The organism is Phytobacter sp. RSE-02, assembly GCF_040578655.1.
GTDB classification, from domain to species: domain Bacteria; phylum Pseudomonadota; class Gammaproteobacteria; order Enterobacterales; family Enterobacteriaceae; genus Phytobacter; species Phytobacter diazotrophicus.
The window spans coordinates 102,738-114,059 of sequence record NZ_JBEULY010000013.1 but is presented as its reverse complement, the minus strand read 5'-3'; the positions used below and the strand labels follow the sequence as shown (position 1 = coordinate 114,059).

Annotated in this window: 13 protein-coding genes; 3 read left to right on the top strand and 10 right to left on the bottom strand. The window is 56.0% G+C overall.

The genetic code is table 11. The features are described 5' to 3' along the window. Window positions 1-193: 193 nt before the first annotated feature. Window positions 194-556 (bottom strand): endonuclease domain-containing protein, encoded by a 363-nt coding sequence (locus tag ABU190_RS22120; protein ID WP_354692413.1) that lies wholly within the window; start codon window positions 554-556, stop codon window positions 194-196. Between the two features lie 127 nt (window positions 557-683). On the opposite strand from ABU190_RS22120, the gene ABU190_RS22115 reads away from it, so the two are divergent. Continuing rightward, window positions 684-1,688 carry a DUF1202 family protein gene (locus ABU190_RS22115; RefSeq protein WP_354692410.1) on the top strand — a complete coding sequence of 335 codons (1,005 nt, stop codon included), beginning with the start codon at window positions 684-686 and terminating at the stop codon, window positions 1,686-1,688. Window positions 1,689-1,723: 35 nt separating this feature from the next. On the opposite strand, the gene hemW is transcribed toward ABU190_RS22115, so the two are convergent. Genes hemW through ABU190_RS22090 form a run of 5 tightly spaced genes read right to left on the bottom strand, consistent with a single transcriptional unit; the run spans window position 1,724 to window position 5,031 of the window. Next, window positions 1,724-2,863, bottom strand: coding sequence for a radical SAM family heme chaperone HemW (hemW, locus tag ABU190_RS22110; RefSeq protein WP_354692409.1), 1,140 nt, complete (start codon window positions 2,861-2,863; stop codon window positions 1,724-1,726). Beyond that, window positions 2,856-3,449 (bottom strand): XTP/dITP diphosphatase, encoded by a 594-nt coding sequence (locus tag ABU190_RS22105; protein ID WP_039078024.1) that lies wholly within the window; start codon window positions 3,447-3,449, stop codon window positions 2,856-2,858. Before ABU190_RS22105 ends, hemW begins: the two co-directional genes overlap by 8 nt. Before the next feature lie 8 nt (window positions 3,450-3,457). Next, on the bottom strand, window positions 3,458-3,748 hold the full coding sequence (gene yggU, locus ABU190_RS22100) for a DUF167 family protein YggU (RefSeq protein WP_354692408.1): 291 nt from the start codon (window positions 3,746-3,748) through the stop codon (window positions 3,458-3,460). Further along, on the bottom strand, window positions 3,745-4,308 hold the full coding sequence (locus ABU190_RS22095) for a YggT family protein (RefSeq protein WP_071195982.1): 564 nt from the start codon (window positions 4,306-4,308) through the stop codon (window positions 3,745-3,747). The genes yggU and ABU190_RS22095 overlap by 4 nt, the downstream gene beginning before the upstream one ends. An 18-nt stretch (window positions 4,309-4,326) precedes the next feature. Continuing rightward, window positions 4,327-5,031, bottom strand: coding sequence for a YggS family pyridoxal phosphate-dependent enzyme (locus ABU190_RS22090; protein WP_354692407.1), 705 nt, complete (start codon window positions 5,029-5,031; stop codon window positions 4,327-4,329). Window positions 5,032-5,047: 16 nt separating this feature from the next. Here ABU190_RS22090 and ABU190_RS22085 point away from each other — a divergent pair, with 16 nt between their 5' ends. Further along, a complete protein-coding gene (locus ABU190_RS22085) occupies window positions 5,048-6,028 on the top strand; it encodes a type IV pilus twitching motility protein PilT (RefSeq protein WP_354692406.1) in 981 nt (326 codons plus the stop codon). Here ABU190_RS22085 and ABU190_RS22080 read toward each other — a convergent pair. Beyond that, the gene (locus ABU190_RS22080; RefSeq protein ID WP_354692405.1) at window positions 6,025-8,283 is read right to left on the bottom strand and encodes an FAD-dependent oxidoreductase; all 2,259 of its coding nucleotides are present in this window, start codon (window positions 8,281-8,283) and stop codon (window positions 6,025-6,027) included. The two genes, ABU190_RS22085 and ABU190_RS22080, sit on opposite strands and share 4 nt — an antisense overlap. 71 nt (window positions 8,284-8,354) lie before the next feature. On the opposite strand from ABU190_RS22080, the gene ABU190_RS22075 reads away from it, so the two are divergent. After that, window positions 8,355-9,047 (top strand): IclR family transcriptional regulator, encoded by a 693-nt coding sequence (locus ABU190_RS22075; RefSeq protein WP_354692404.1) that lies wholly within the window; start codon window positions 8,355-8,357, stop codon window positions 9,045-9,047. A 146-nt stretch (window positions 9,048-9,193) separates the two neighbouring features. On the opposite strand, the gene ruvX is transcribed toward ABU190_RS22075, so the two are convergent. The 3 genes from ruvX to gshB all read right to left on the bottom strand — a co-directional run bounded on the left by ruvX (window position 9,194) and on the right by gshB (window position 11,313). Further along, window positions 9,194-9,610 carry a Holliday junction resolvase RuvX gene (ruvX, locus tag ABU190_RS22070; RefSeq protein WP_354692403.1) on the bottom strand — a complete coding sequence of 139 codons (417 nt, stop codon included), beginning with the start codon at window positions 9,608-9,610 and terminating at the stop codon, window positions 9,194-9,196. Next, window positions 9,610-10,173 (bottom strand): YqgE/AlgH family protein, encoded by a 564-nt coding sequence (locus tag ABU190_RS22065; RefSeq protein WP_039078016.1) that lies wholly within the window; start codon window positions 10,171-10,173, stop codon window positions 9,610-9,612. The genes ruvX and ABU190_RS22065 overlap by 1 nt, the downstream gene beginning before the upstream one ends. A gap of 192 nt (window positions 10,174-10,365) precedes the next feature. Then, on the bottom strand, window positions 10,366-11,313 hold the full coding sequence (gene gshB, locus ABU190_RS22060; RefSeq protein ID WP_071195986.1) for a glutathione synthase: 948 nt from the start codon (window positions 11,311-11,313) through the stop codon (window positions 10,366-10,368). Window positions 11,314-11,322 lie beyond the last annotated feature (9 nt).

The following is an 11,322-nucleotide window of genomic DNA, read 5'->3' as shown; positions in this document are numbered from 1 at the left end:
GAACGTAATGACATGGTATCTCTCGCATCCCAGGGCATAAGTGACTCCATAAACGGGTTCTTATGCCTCAGTTGTAAGTGTCTACCATGTCCCCGAACAAGCGTTCACTATGTCTCCGGACCGTACACCCCGGAGGGGCGAGGGGACCGATAGTGCGATTTGAGACTACGGTGCTGATTTCCCCCTCTCCCTTTTAGGGAGAGGGCCGGGGTGAGGGTAACAGCATTTGCAGCGCCTCAAATATCCGCTCCAGCACGGTCTCTTCGTTTTGCCAGAGTTCATTGTTCCAAAACCGCATGATCATCCAGCCTTTTTTGTTTAACCATACCGTTCGCTGAACATCATATTCGTACCGCTCATCATGCTGACCACCATCCAGCTCAATGGCAAGCCGTGCCTCGCAGCAGGCGAAATCAAGAATGTAATGACCGACAGGGTGCTGCCGACGAAACTTGTAACGAGAAAATCGGCGGCTGCGTAACAGATACCAAAGCCGTCTTTCTTCTTGTGTCAGTTCGCGTCTGAGTTGTTTTGCATGTGAGCGTATTATTTCCATCCCCACACTCTGCCACTCTCTCCCTGTTTCACCACAACCTTCTGCTGACACTGGAACCCCCATTCCAAATAATTGTCCTATGACTCGCAAGGTTATTAATGGATGAGACATTAAAAGGATTTTGACGATGAAAATGAAAGGGGCCGCAGGACTGGCGGCGTTGATACTTCTGTCGGGCAGCGTGCTGGCCGATAGCAATATCCCCACCGATGAGGTGCTGAAAAAGCAATTTAACCAGGCGCAGGAAGGGCTAATGCAATTGGACAGCATCACATTGCGCCTGCTTGATTCGCATGGTAACCAGGCGACCTATGCCGCCGAAGGCGATATCTCTGCCACGGAAGATCTCTATTCCATGGTCGGTATGGCCGGAAACTATCAGTTTATGGAGCAGACCTGGACCAAAGGGCGCCCGGTGAAGTTCTCGGCGATGGTCACTGCGGTGGGGACAAAAGATTCCGGCTGGACCACCGAGTTCTTCTCTATGCAGATGGCGGCGAAACCTGCCGGGTATCCGAAACCGGACATTAACAACAAAGCGAAGTATCTGGTGGTCACCGACAGTGATTTTTATCCCCGCCTCGCCAAAATTGAAGCCGACAGGGCCGCCCAGAAAAAAGCGCTGGATAAATCCCTTGAGAAACAAGAGCAGCTCCAAAAGGAGATTGACGCGCTGGACGCCCAAATTGCCGCTTCGTGGGGCAAAGACAAAAACGGCAAACAGTTAACCCGTGATGATGTGCAACACGCGCTGCTGGAGGAGCTTCAGGAGGTGGGCAGGCAGAACGATCCGCTGCATTTTGAAAATAACTACAACAAAACGATTTATGAACCGGCGCTGGCCGAGTGCCAGAAAAAACCAGATTGCGATGCCACACCGCTGCGAAAAGCGCGTGCTACGGCACTCGTGGACCAGCGTCGGGACTACCAACTCAAGTTTCAGCTCAAGCGCGAAGAGGTCATGAAAACCCTGGAGGCTTACGATAAAAAGCGGGAGCCGCTGCGCGAAAAGCGTAATGAACTTTACAGCGCGCTCAGCAAGTTGGATATCGCCAATAGCAAAGCCCTGATGGATTACAAAGGTTGGGAACGGGACATCGCCATTATGCGTCGCCAGGGTATTATCAAGTAAACCAACCAGCCCGTGTGTGCCGGGCTGGATGCAGATCACTCCCCGGCGAGGAAAAGTTCCAGCAGGGAGTTGAGGAACAGCTTACCGTGCTCGGTGATTTGCCAGTACTGCTCGCACTCGGTGAGGTAGCCCTGCGCCAGGGCCTCGTCGAGCTGCGAGCGGATCACGCTTTCATCCAGCCCCGTGAACAGCGCGAACTCCGCACGCGGCGCGGCTTCCAGCAAACGAAAGCGGTTCATAAAGAACTCGAACGGCTTATCTGCGGTTTCCACATCGTGCTGGCGCTCAAGGTAGCGACCCTGCATATACCCGCGTGGATGGCGCGTTTTCGCGGTGCGTAAAATGCGCCCATCCGGGAAGGTCACTTTGCCATGCGCACCGCAGCCAATACCCAGGTAATCGCCAAAGCGCCAGTAGTTGAGGTTGTGCTGACACTGGTAGCCTGGTTTCGCATACGCTGAGGTTTCGTATTGCTGATAGCCCGCGGCGGTCAGTAACTGGTGGCCACGCTCGAAAATATCCCACAGCGCATCGTCATCCGGCAGCACCGGCGGGCGCGAGCCAAACAGCGTGTTGGGTTCGATGGTCAACTGATACCAGGAGAGATGCGGCGGGTTCAGTTCAATGGCCTGTCGCAAGTCGTCCAGCGCCTCTTCCAGCGTCTGATCCGGCAGGCCGTGCATCAAATCGAGGTTAAAACTGCGCAGCCCAAGGCCAGTTGCCAGCCGCGCGGCGCGTTTGGCTTCCTCCGGGCCGTGGATACGCCCCAGCCGCTGTAATTTCGGCTCGCTAAAGCTCTGAACGCCAATCGAAATGCGGTTCACCCCGGCACGTTGATACTCAACAAAGCGGTCGGCTTCGACCGTTCCGGGGTTGGCTTCCATTGTGATTTCCGCATCCGCCGCCAGAGTCAGGCGCGCACGCACGCCATCCAGCAACGTCTGCATCGCCGGGCCGGAGAGCAGGCTCGGCGTACCGCCACCAATAAAGATCGTCTTTACTTCACGCCCCTGTGCGTAAGGCACATCAGCATCAAGGTCGGCGAGCAGGTGCTGCACATAATCATCGTGAGGCACTTCGCCTTTCAATGCATGGGAATTAAAGTCGCAGTACGGGCATTTCTGCACGCACCACGGAATATGAATATAAAGACTTAAAGGTGGCAAATTAGCCATTACGTAATGCTTCCAGTAACAGTTTCAGCGCCTGCCCACGGTGGGAGATAGCGCTTTTTTCTTCGCGGGTCAGTTCGGCGGCGGTTTTACCTTCCGTCGGGACGAAGAAAATCGGATCGTAACCAAACCCGCCCTGACCGGCAGGCGCACGGGTAATCACACCAGGCCAGCTACCGTGGCACACCAGCGGCGTCGGGTCAGCGGCGTGACGCAGATAGACCAGCACACAGTGGAACTGAGCCTGACGTTTATCGTCCGGCACATCCTGCAGGGTGGTCAGTAATTTTTGTAGGTTCGCTTCATCAGTGGCATCCACGCCAGAGTAACGTGCGGAGTAGATCCCCGGTGCGCCGCCCAGCGCATCAACAGCCAGGCCGGAATCGTCGGCAATCGCGGGCAGACCGGTCACCTCTGCGGCATGGCGCGCTTTCAGGATCGCGTTTTCAATAAACGTCAGGCCGGTCTCCTCGGCGGATTCCACGCCCAGCTCGGTTTGCGCCACGATATCCAGACCGAAATCACTCAGCAGCGAGGCAAGCTCGCGCACTTTACCGGCATTACCGGTTGCGAGAACAACTTTTTGCATAATAGATCCTAATTCATCAGGGCCGTGATGGCCGAAGGTATCTGTTGCGGATGGGTAATTTTGACTTGTTTATGGCGGCCCAGTTCGCCTTTTTCAATCAGCACCTGATTTTTGGCCACCCGAAACTGTTTGGCGAGATATTTCACCAGATGGGCGTTGGCCTGCCCATCGACCGGTGGGGCGGTAATGGCGACTTTTAGCTCGTCGCCATGCAGCCCAATAATGCTGTCCCGGCTGGCCTTTGGCTGAATATACAGCCGCAGCACCAGCCCGTCGTCACAGGATGTGACAGCACTCATGCCCAGTTCCAGATATAGGCTAATGGTACGATGGTGTTAGCCAGAAACTCCATCACGCCCATATTGATGACATACATTAGCAGCACCAGAATCATCGGCGAGAAATCGAGACCGCCCATTGATGGCAGCAGGCGGCGAATCGGGCGCAGCAGCGGTTCGGTAAGCTGCAGCAGCACATATTCCACCGGGCTACGGCCCTGGCTGACCCAGCTCATGATTGCCATTAACAGCAGCACCCAGAAGATCAGCGAACCGAGCGTTTTAATAACAATCAGCACCGCCGCCAGCACGATGAACACGCCGTTCATGGAGACGTACGGGTTCAGGAAGACTTTCACGACACACAGCAGCAGCGCGATAAGCAACGATGCGCTGTCAATGGGCCCCATCGACGGAATAATGCGACGCAGCGGGCCAACAATCGGCTGGGTGATTTTCACGATAAACTGGGAAAACGGGTTATAAAAATCACAGCGCGCCCACTGCATCCAGATACGCAGCAACAGCACCATCGTGTAAGCCTGGATAATCAGTGAAAGGAGAGTGGACAACGTATTCATGGCGTTCCTCAGTTTTCCTTAGTTTTTTGTGTAATCGCGCGCGCCAAAAATGGCGGTTCCGATGCGCACCATGGTGCTGCCTGCCGCAATCGCGGCCTGCATATCGTCTGACATGCCCAGCGAAAGGGTATCCACGCCAGGGTAACGTACCTTAAGTGCGTCAAATGCGACAGCCATTTGGCGGGCCACGGCAAACTGCCGTTCATAATCAGCCTCGGGAGCAGGGATCGCCATCAGTCCACGCAGGCAAAGACCGGGCAATTCCACCACCTGCGCCGCCAGCGCGTCCAGCTCAGCAAGGGAGATGCCGGATTTGCTCTGCTCATCACTGATATTGACCTGAATCAGCACGTTCAGCGGTGGCAGAGAGTCAGGTCGCTGCTCGCTTAAGCGGCTGGCGATTTTGAGGCGGTCCACGGTATGGCACCAGTCAAAATGTTCAGCCACGAGGCGGCTTTTGTTGGACTGTAAGGGGCCGATAAAGTGCCACTGGATATCCGCGATTCCCGAATCCTTGAAATGGCGAATCTTATCAACGCCTTCCTGTACGTAGTTTTCACCAAAGCCACGCTGACCCGCCGCGTAAGCTTCTTCGATGGCGCTCGCAGGTTTTGTTTTGCTGACTGCAAGCAGCGTAACTTCTTCTGGAGCACGGCAGCAGGACGTTGCAGCGGCTGAGATTTTGTCCCTGACCTGTGCCAGGTTATGCGCAATATCGTTCATGTTCCCAGGTGGCTTTATGGATATGGAAAAAATAGTGGAGCTTAGTGTAAAGCATAATGTCTCGGATCTACACCTGTGCGATCGCCGTCCACCACGGTGGCGAAGGCAAGGACGGCTGGAAGCCGCACCGTTCGACGCGGTGGATATTCACGCGCTGCTCGCCGAAAGTTTAAACACGCAGCAGCAACAGCAGTGGCAGGCGTGCGGACAGATAGATTTTGCCCTCAGTACCCCAGGGCTTCAACGCCTTCGCGCCAGTGCGTTTTTACATCACGAAGGGGTGTCGCTTGCGCTGCGCCTGTTGCCTGACACCTGCCCGACGCTGGATATGCTGGACGTGCCCGCCGTTATCCCTGAATTACTAAAACGCGATAACGGTCTTATTCTGGTTACCGGGGCGACAGGCAGCGGTAAATCCACCACACTGGCGGCGATGGTGGATAACCTTAATCACCATCTCGACGGGCATATCCTGACCCTGGAAGATCCCGTGGAGTTTATCCATACGAGTAAACGTTGCCTGATCCAACAGCGGGAAATCGGCCCGCACTGCGCCTCGTTTGCGGCGGGGTTACGCGCGGCATTACGCGAAGACCCGGATGTCATTCTGCTGGGGGAATTGCGTGACAGCGAGACCATCCGCCTGGCGTTGACTGCCGCCGAAACCGGGCATCTGGTGCTGGCGACGTTACATACACGCGGCGCACCGCAGGCTATTGAACGGCTGGTGGACAGTTTCCCCGCCCAGGAGAAAGATCCGGTGCGTAGCCAGCTTGCCGGAAGCCTGCAGGCCGTATTGTCCCAGAGGCTGGCGGCAGACAGGCAGGGCGGACGTGTGGCGCTCTTTGAGCTGCTTATCAACACACCTGCGATAGCCAACCTTATCCGTGAAGGGAAAAATCACCAGTTGCCCGGCGTATTACAGACCGGGCAGCAGGCGGGAATGCAGACCTTCGACCAAAGCCGCCAGCAGCGACAGGCGCAGGGGCGGCTTTAGCGGATATTCAGCGCGTAAACCGCCGGTAAAGCGCCTGCTGTGGCAATGATCTCCAGACGTACATTATTCGCGGTGACGGGGGTGAATAACCGGTGTTCACGCACGGAGTGGTGGTTATTTGTTTCCTCGGCCAGCAGGGTGTCATCGGCCCACAGACGATAGTGGGTGATGCAGTGCGGCGTCACCGGCAGGAAATGGCCCATCTGCACGGTTTCCATGGCGTTATCGAAATCGTTGTCCTGTACCAGTGTCAGGCTGGTGAAGGTTTGTGGCGCATCCCAGTGCCAGCGTAATACTGGTTTGACGTCATCGGCAGCAGGTACCCAGGCATTTGCCTGTTGCTCGGGGCGCAGGCGACCATTAAGCACATTGTCGGCGCGATAGCAGCTTAACGGCTGGCTAAAACGTAACGCAGGCATTACCTGATGTGGACGACGACGCGGCAACCAGAAGTCAAACTCATCGACGCCATAGTCGCCATCCACCACCTGACGGGTATGTTTGGCGACGCGGGCATTCAGGCTATTAAAAACGGTCATAATGCCAGGCAGGTGGGTGTCGGTGAGGGCAATGTCCACCTGTTCACACGCTTCAAAGGCGATAAAGACATACTGATCGCGCTCGCTTTGCCACGGGAAATGTACCGTCTGCGCCTGCTCGCCCTCAACGTGCAGCGTTGTGCTGGCGTACTGATAATCGGGCGTGAAATTACCGCAGCGTGCGCTGCCCAGAAGCGAGACCTCAAGTGGCTGCTGAGAAGCGGAACGCAGGGTAAAGGTCATGTCGGGCAATGACTCCCCGGCTTTAACAGGCAGCAGCAGCGCCATTCTTTCGCCGAGCGAATGCCAGTGGCCGTTAGGGGCAAGCGTACTGAGGGCGTATTCACTGCTGGCGGTGACCGACGCGCCGAGTGCCGGGTCCTGTAACCACTGACGGGGAATGTAGCAGCCGCTGGCCTGCAACCGCTGTTGCAACTGGCCGACATTATCCCGCTGGGCCAGCTCTGCCGGGGTGATGTCGTGCGTTTTACACAGCGCGGCAGCGCGGCCGACGACCTCGCCCAGCAGACCGCAGGTGCACATCACCCGGGCGCTACCAAAGGCAACGTGAGAGGCGGAAATGAGCCGTCCGGTCAGGAAGAGATTATCCAGCGAGCGGCTGTAAAGGCTTCGCAATGGAATGGTATAGGTGCCTTTACTGTGAAACTGGCGACAGCCATCATGGGTGCTGTAGACCCCGTCCGCCGGATGCAGGTCGATAGACCAGCCGCCGTAGGCCACGGCATCGTAGTGGTCGCGCTGTTCAATGATGTCCTGCTGGCAAAGCAGGTGATCGCCCATAAAACGGCGGCTTTCGCGTTTACCGGGAATGACGCCAACCCATTCGATGGTCATGTTGGCCGCTTCCGGAAACTCGCCGGAGTTTTTAATGTAATCCCACACGCCCCAGACAATTTTCCACAACTCCCATTTTATCTCTTCACTCTGGTGAATGGTGTCCAGCCGTCCTCCCCATTCCAGCCACCACAGGTCGCAACCATTGAGGGTGGATGTCAGGCGTTTGTAGCGGGGAATAGCGGTAATATCTTTTAACGCGAACGAAGGAGGAGTAAAGCTCACCGGGCCGTTCGTCTGTTTGGTGTAGAAATAGATCGAGTGCCCGAGCTTGTGGCCGAAGTTGTCGCCGGGGGCCATTTTTTCCCCCAGTTCGTCCACCTCTTCGGCGCCTTCGCGGTACTCTGCCCCGGCCAGAAAGCCCAGTACGCCATCCCCCGTTGCGTCGCAAAACTGGTCTGCGGTGACGGTATAAAATGTCTCGTTGATGGCGTTAAAGGCGCTGACCTGGGTGAGGGTTCGCTGGTTTTTCTCCAGTTCGTAAATCGTGGTATTGAGCAGCAATGTCAGCCCAGGCTGGCTTTTTGCCATGTCCAGCAGCACCAGGTCGAACATAACCGGGTTGCCCTCTTTGTTGCGCCAGAGATTCTCTTCAAGGATTTCTCCCATGATGCCGCCTTCACGCGCCCAGCGGTTATTGTTGCCCATATGCGATGTGGCGCCGTTGGCCCACAGGCGAACTTCGCTGGACGCATTGCCGCCGAGTACCGGTCGGTCCTGGATCAACACGACCTGTAGCCCGTCCCTGGCGGCGGCGAGCGCAGCGCAAAGACCCGCGAGGCCACCGCCCGCTACCAGCAGATCGGCATGCAACTGTGCAGAGGGAAAGGTTCTGGACGCAGTTTGCGGATAGATGTTCATACCTTGTATCCTTCTTTACTGAACTGACGGTAAAATCGAAAATTCCTGCCACCTGAGAGATAAAGCCTGTTATGTCCTCACAACCGAACCAAAGCCTGATTGATGGCATTCGCTGCCTGCAGTACCTGGTCTCCAGCGGCCGCGCGATTGGCTGTCGCGAACTGGCGCGTCTGATGGGCATAAATACCACCCGTGTAAACCGGTTGCTGATGACGATGGCGTCCATCGGCCTGACGATGCAGGATGAGCAGCGTCGTTACCTTCCCGGCCCCGGCATTCATGCGCTGGCGGCGCAGGCGATACGCGGCTCGGCACTCTTTTCCCAGGCGCTCCCCCTGCTGGAAAGCTACGCGCCCAAAGATATCGTGGTGGCGATGGGCGTGCTCTGGGAGGATCAGGTGATTTATATCTATCACTCTGAACCCGGTAGCCAGATGAGCCAGGCGCTGGCCGGTTTTCATATGCTTCCTGCATGGCAGTCGGTCATCGGTATGTCGCTTCTGGCGGCAGAGAGCGATGAAGAACTGCAAAAACGTTTTGTCGACGAACAGTGGCAGCAACTTGCGCCGCATATTGCCCAACAGCGTGAGCTTGGACGCGTGGTCTGGCATCACGATGACGGCGAGGTATCCATGGCGAAGCCTCTTGGCGCGCACTCTGCCGCGTTGGCGTTTGCCGGAATGTGGCAGGTTGACGAGGCTGTCATTGATGAACGCCTGAGCGAACTTCACACTCTGGCACGGCGGCTGACACAGAAACCCTGACGCATTTAATTCCTGACTAATGTTTCTTTTATAGAAACATTGGTGAAAAAGCAAAAAGCACGCCCTGGAAATGTGAGGGGGATCGGGGGATTGCGTTTTGGGGAAGGGAGAAGGCAAAAAAGACTGAGCGGCGCTCAGCCTGAGAATTACAGATGCTGCTCGAAGTAGCTTTCGAGGATGATAACCGCAGAGGCAGAATCAACACTGCCTTTATTCAATGCACGAAAACCGCCGCGCTCAAACAGACCCGCACGGGCTTCTACCGTACTCAGCCGCTCATCGTGCAAAACAATTTTTGCGCCGAAGCGGCCATGGATTTTATTGGCGAAGTTGCGCGCACGCGCGGTCAGGGGTTGCTCTGTGCCATCCATATTCAGCGGCAGGCCGACAATAACGGCTTCCGGCTGCCACTCTTTTAACAGCTTCTCGATAAGCTTCCAGTCCGGCGTCCCGTCCTGCGCTTTCAGAGCATTCAACGGGCGCGCCGTACCGGTCACGCGTTGTCCGATGGCGACGCCAATACTTTTGGTACCAAAATCAAAGGCCAGCAGGGTTCCGCTCATCAGGCATGTCCCGCCACGCCCGGCATGGTCGAAATATCAATGCCGATAAGTTTTGCCGCTTCCCGCCAACGGTCAGCGATAGGCGTTTTAAACAGGATATTTTGATCCGCAGGAGCGGTAAGCCAGGCGTTATCCAGGATCTCCTGTTCAAGCTGGCCTTTTTCCCATGAGGAATAGCCCAGCGCGACCAGCACGTCCTTAGGTTGATCGGCCGTGCCCAGGGTCTCCAGAACATCGCGCGAGGTAGTAATTACGGTGTTATCCGAGACGCGAATGCTGGAAGAAAAGCTGGCGGGCGGCGTGTGCAGAATAAACCCGCGATCTTCCGCCAGTGGGCCGCCAAGCAGCACGGGTTTATCCAGACGAATGGCCGGATCGCGTGCTTCCGGGTTAATTTTCAGTTTCTCCAGGACGCTTTCAACTTTCAGGTTTTCCAGCGGCTTATTGATGATAAGCCCCATGGCACCGTCTTCGTTGTATTCGCAAATATAAACCACCGATCGCCGAAAAAGGGGATCATGGAGAGCAGGCATGGCAATAAGAAAGTGATGCTGTAAATTCATTGTCAGAGGTTCTGTTTCCTGGTTCAAAAAAGCAGCAGCCTAGTATGAGGGGAAAGCTGCACGCTGTCACTAGCCAGACTTTGGAGTTTATGAGCGGGTTCCCTCCCGCCATCCCTTTACCTGCAATAATTCGTGCTGTCTGTGCCCTGGCACCTTTGAGCAACCCCGAATTATCGAGGGTAAATATATTTATTATTTCGCCAGGCGTTTTTCGATTGCGTCCATCAGCATGCCGGTAATAGAGATCGGGAACTCCGCCTCGATCTCGCGCACGCAGGTGGGGCTGGTGACGTTAATTTCGGTCAGACGGTCGCCAATGATATCCAGACCGACGAAAATCAGCCCTTTGGCTTTCAGCGTCGGGCCGACGCGGCGGGCAATCGCCCAGTCGCTTTCGGTCAGCGGACGCGGTTCGCCGCGGCCACCGGCGGCCAGGTTACCACGCGTTTCGCCACCCTGCGGGATACGCGCCAGGCAGTATGGAACCGGCTCGCCATCCACCACCAGCACACGTTTGTCGCCATCTTTGATAGCCGGCAGATAGTTCTGCGCCATGCAGTAGCGGGTGCCTAACTCGGTCAGCGTTTCGGTGATAACCCCCAGGTTCGGATCGCCCTCTTTGACGCGGAAAATCGAGGTGCCGCCCATGCCGTCCAGCGGCTTGAGGATGATATCAGTATGCTTTTGCCAGAACGCTTTAAGCTGCGCTTTATTGCGCGTCACCAGCGTTTCCGGAGTCAGGTCAGGGAACCAGGCGGTAAACAGCTTTTCGTTACAGTCGCGCAGGCTCTGCGGCTTATTGACGATCAGTGTGCCTTTTTCTTCCGCACGTTCAAGGATATAAGTGGCGTAGATAAATTCGGTATCGAACGGCGGGTCCTTACGCATCAGCACCACGTCCAGCGAGGCGAGTTCGATATCCTGCTCGTCGCCAAACTCGTACCATTTGTCGTAGTTTTGCTCTACGGAAAGCAGACGGGTACGCGCACGGGCTTCGCCGTTGATCAGGTAAAGATCCGCCATTTCCATATAGTGCAGTTCGTAGCCGCGACGCTGCGCTTCGAGCAGCATGGCGAAGCTGGTGTCTTTTTTGATATTAATCTGCGCGATGGGGTCCATCACGATGCCGAGCTTAATCATAGGCTTCTC

What these genes read in the sequence shown, in the direction of transcription:
- ABU190_RS22120 (WP_354692413.1), bottom strand. Translation starts at nt 556, where the DNA reads ATGGAAATAATACGCTCACATGCAAAACAACTCAGACGCGAACTGACA.
- ABU190_RS22115 (WP_354692410.1), top strand. Translation starts at nt 684, where the DNA reads ATGAAAATGAAAGGGGCCGCAGGACTGGCGGCGTTGATACTTCTGTCG.
- hemW (WP_354692409.1), bottom strand. Translation starts at nt 2,863, where the DNA reads ATGGCTAATTTGCCACCTTTAAGTCTTTATATTCATATTCCGTGGTGC.
- ABU190_RS22105 (WP_039078024.1), bottom strand. Translation starts at nt 3,449, where the DNA reads ATGCAAAAAGTTGTTCTCGCAACCGGTAATGCCGGTAAAGTGCGCGAG.
- yggU (WP_354692408.1), bottom strand. Translation starts at nt 3,748, where the DNA reads ATGAGTGCTGTCACATCCTGTGACGACGGGCTGGTGCTGCGGCTGTAT.
- ABU190_RS22095 (WP_071195982.1), bottom strand. Translation starts at nt 4,308, where the DNA reads ATGAATACGTTGTCCACTCTCCTTTCACTGATTATCCAGGCTTACACG.
- ABU190_RS22090 (WP_354692407.1), bottom strand. Translation starts at nt 5,031, where the DNA reads ATGAACGATATTGCGCATAACCTGGCACAGGTCAGGGACAAAATCTCA.
- ABU190_RS22085 (WP_354692406.1), top strand. Translation starts at nt 5,048, where the DNA reads ATGGATATGGAAAAAATAGTGGAGCTTAGTGTAAAGCATAATGTCTCG.
- ABU190_RS22080 (WP_354692405.1), bottom strand. Translation starts at nt 8,283, where the DNA reads ATGAACATCTATCCGCAAACTGCGTCCAGAACCTTTCCCTCTGCACAG.
- ABU190_RS22075 (WP_354692404.1), top strand. Translation starts at nt 8,355, where the DNA reads ATGTCCTCACAACCGAACCAAAGCCTGATTGATGGCATTCGCTGCCTG.
- ruvX (WP_354692403.1), bottom strand. Translation starts at nt 9,610, where the DNA reads ATGAGCGGAACCCTGCTGGCCTTTGATTTTGGTACCAAAAGTATTGGC.
- ABU190_RS22065 (WP_039078016.1), bottom strand. Translation starts at nt 10,173, where the DNA reads ATGAATTTACAGCATCACTTTCTTATTGCCATGCCTGCTCTCCATGAT.
- gshB (WP_071195986.1), bottom strand. Translation starts at nt 11,313, where the DNA reads ATGATTAAGCTCGGCATCGTGATGGACCCCATCGCGCAGATTAATATC.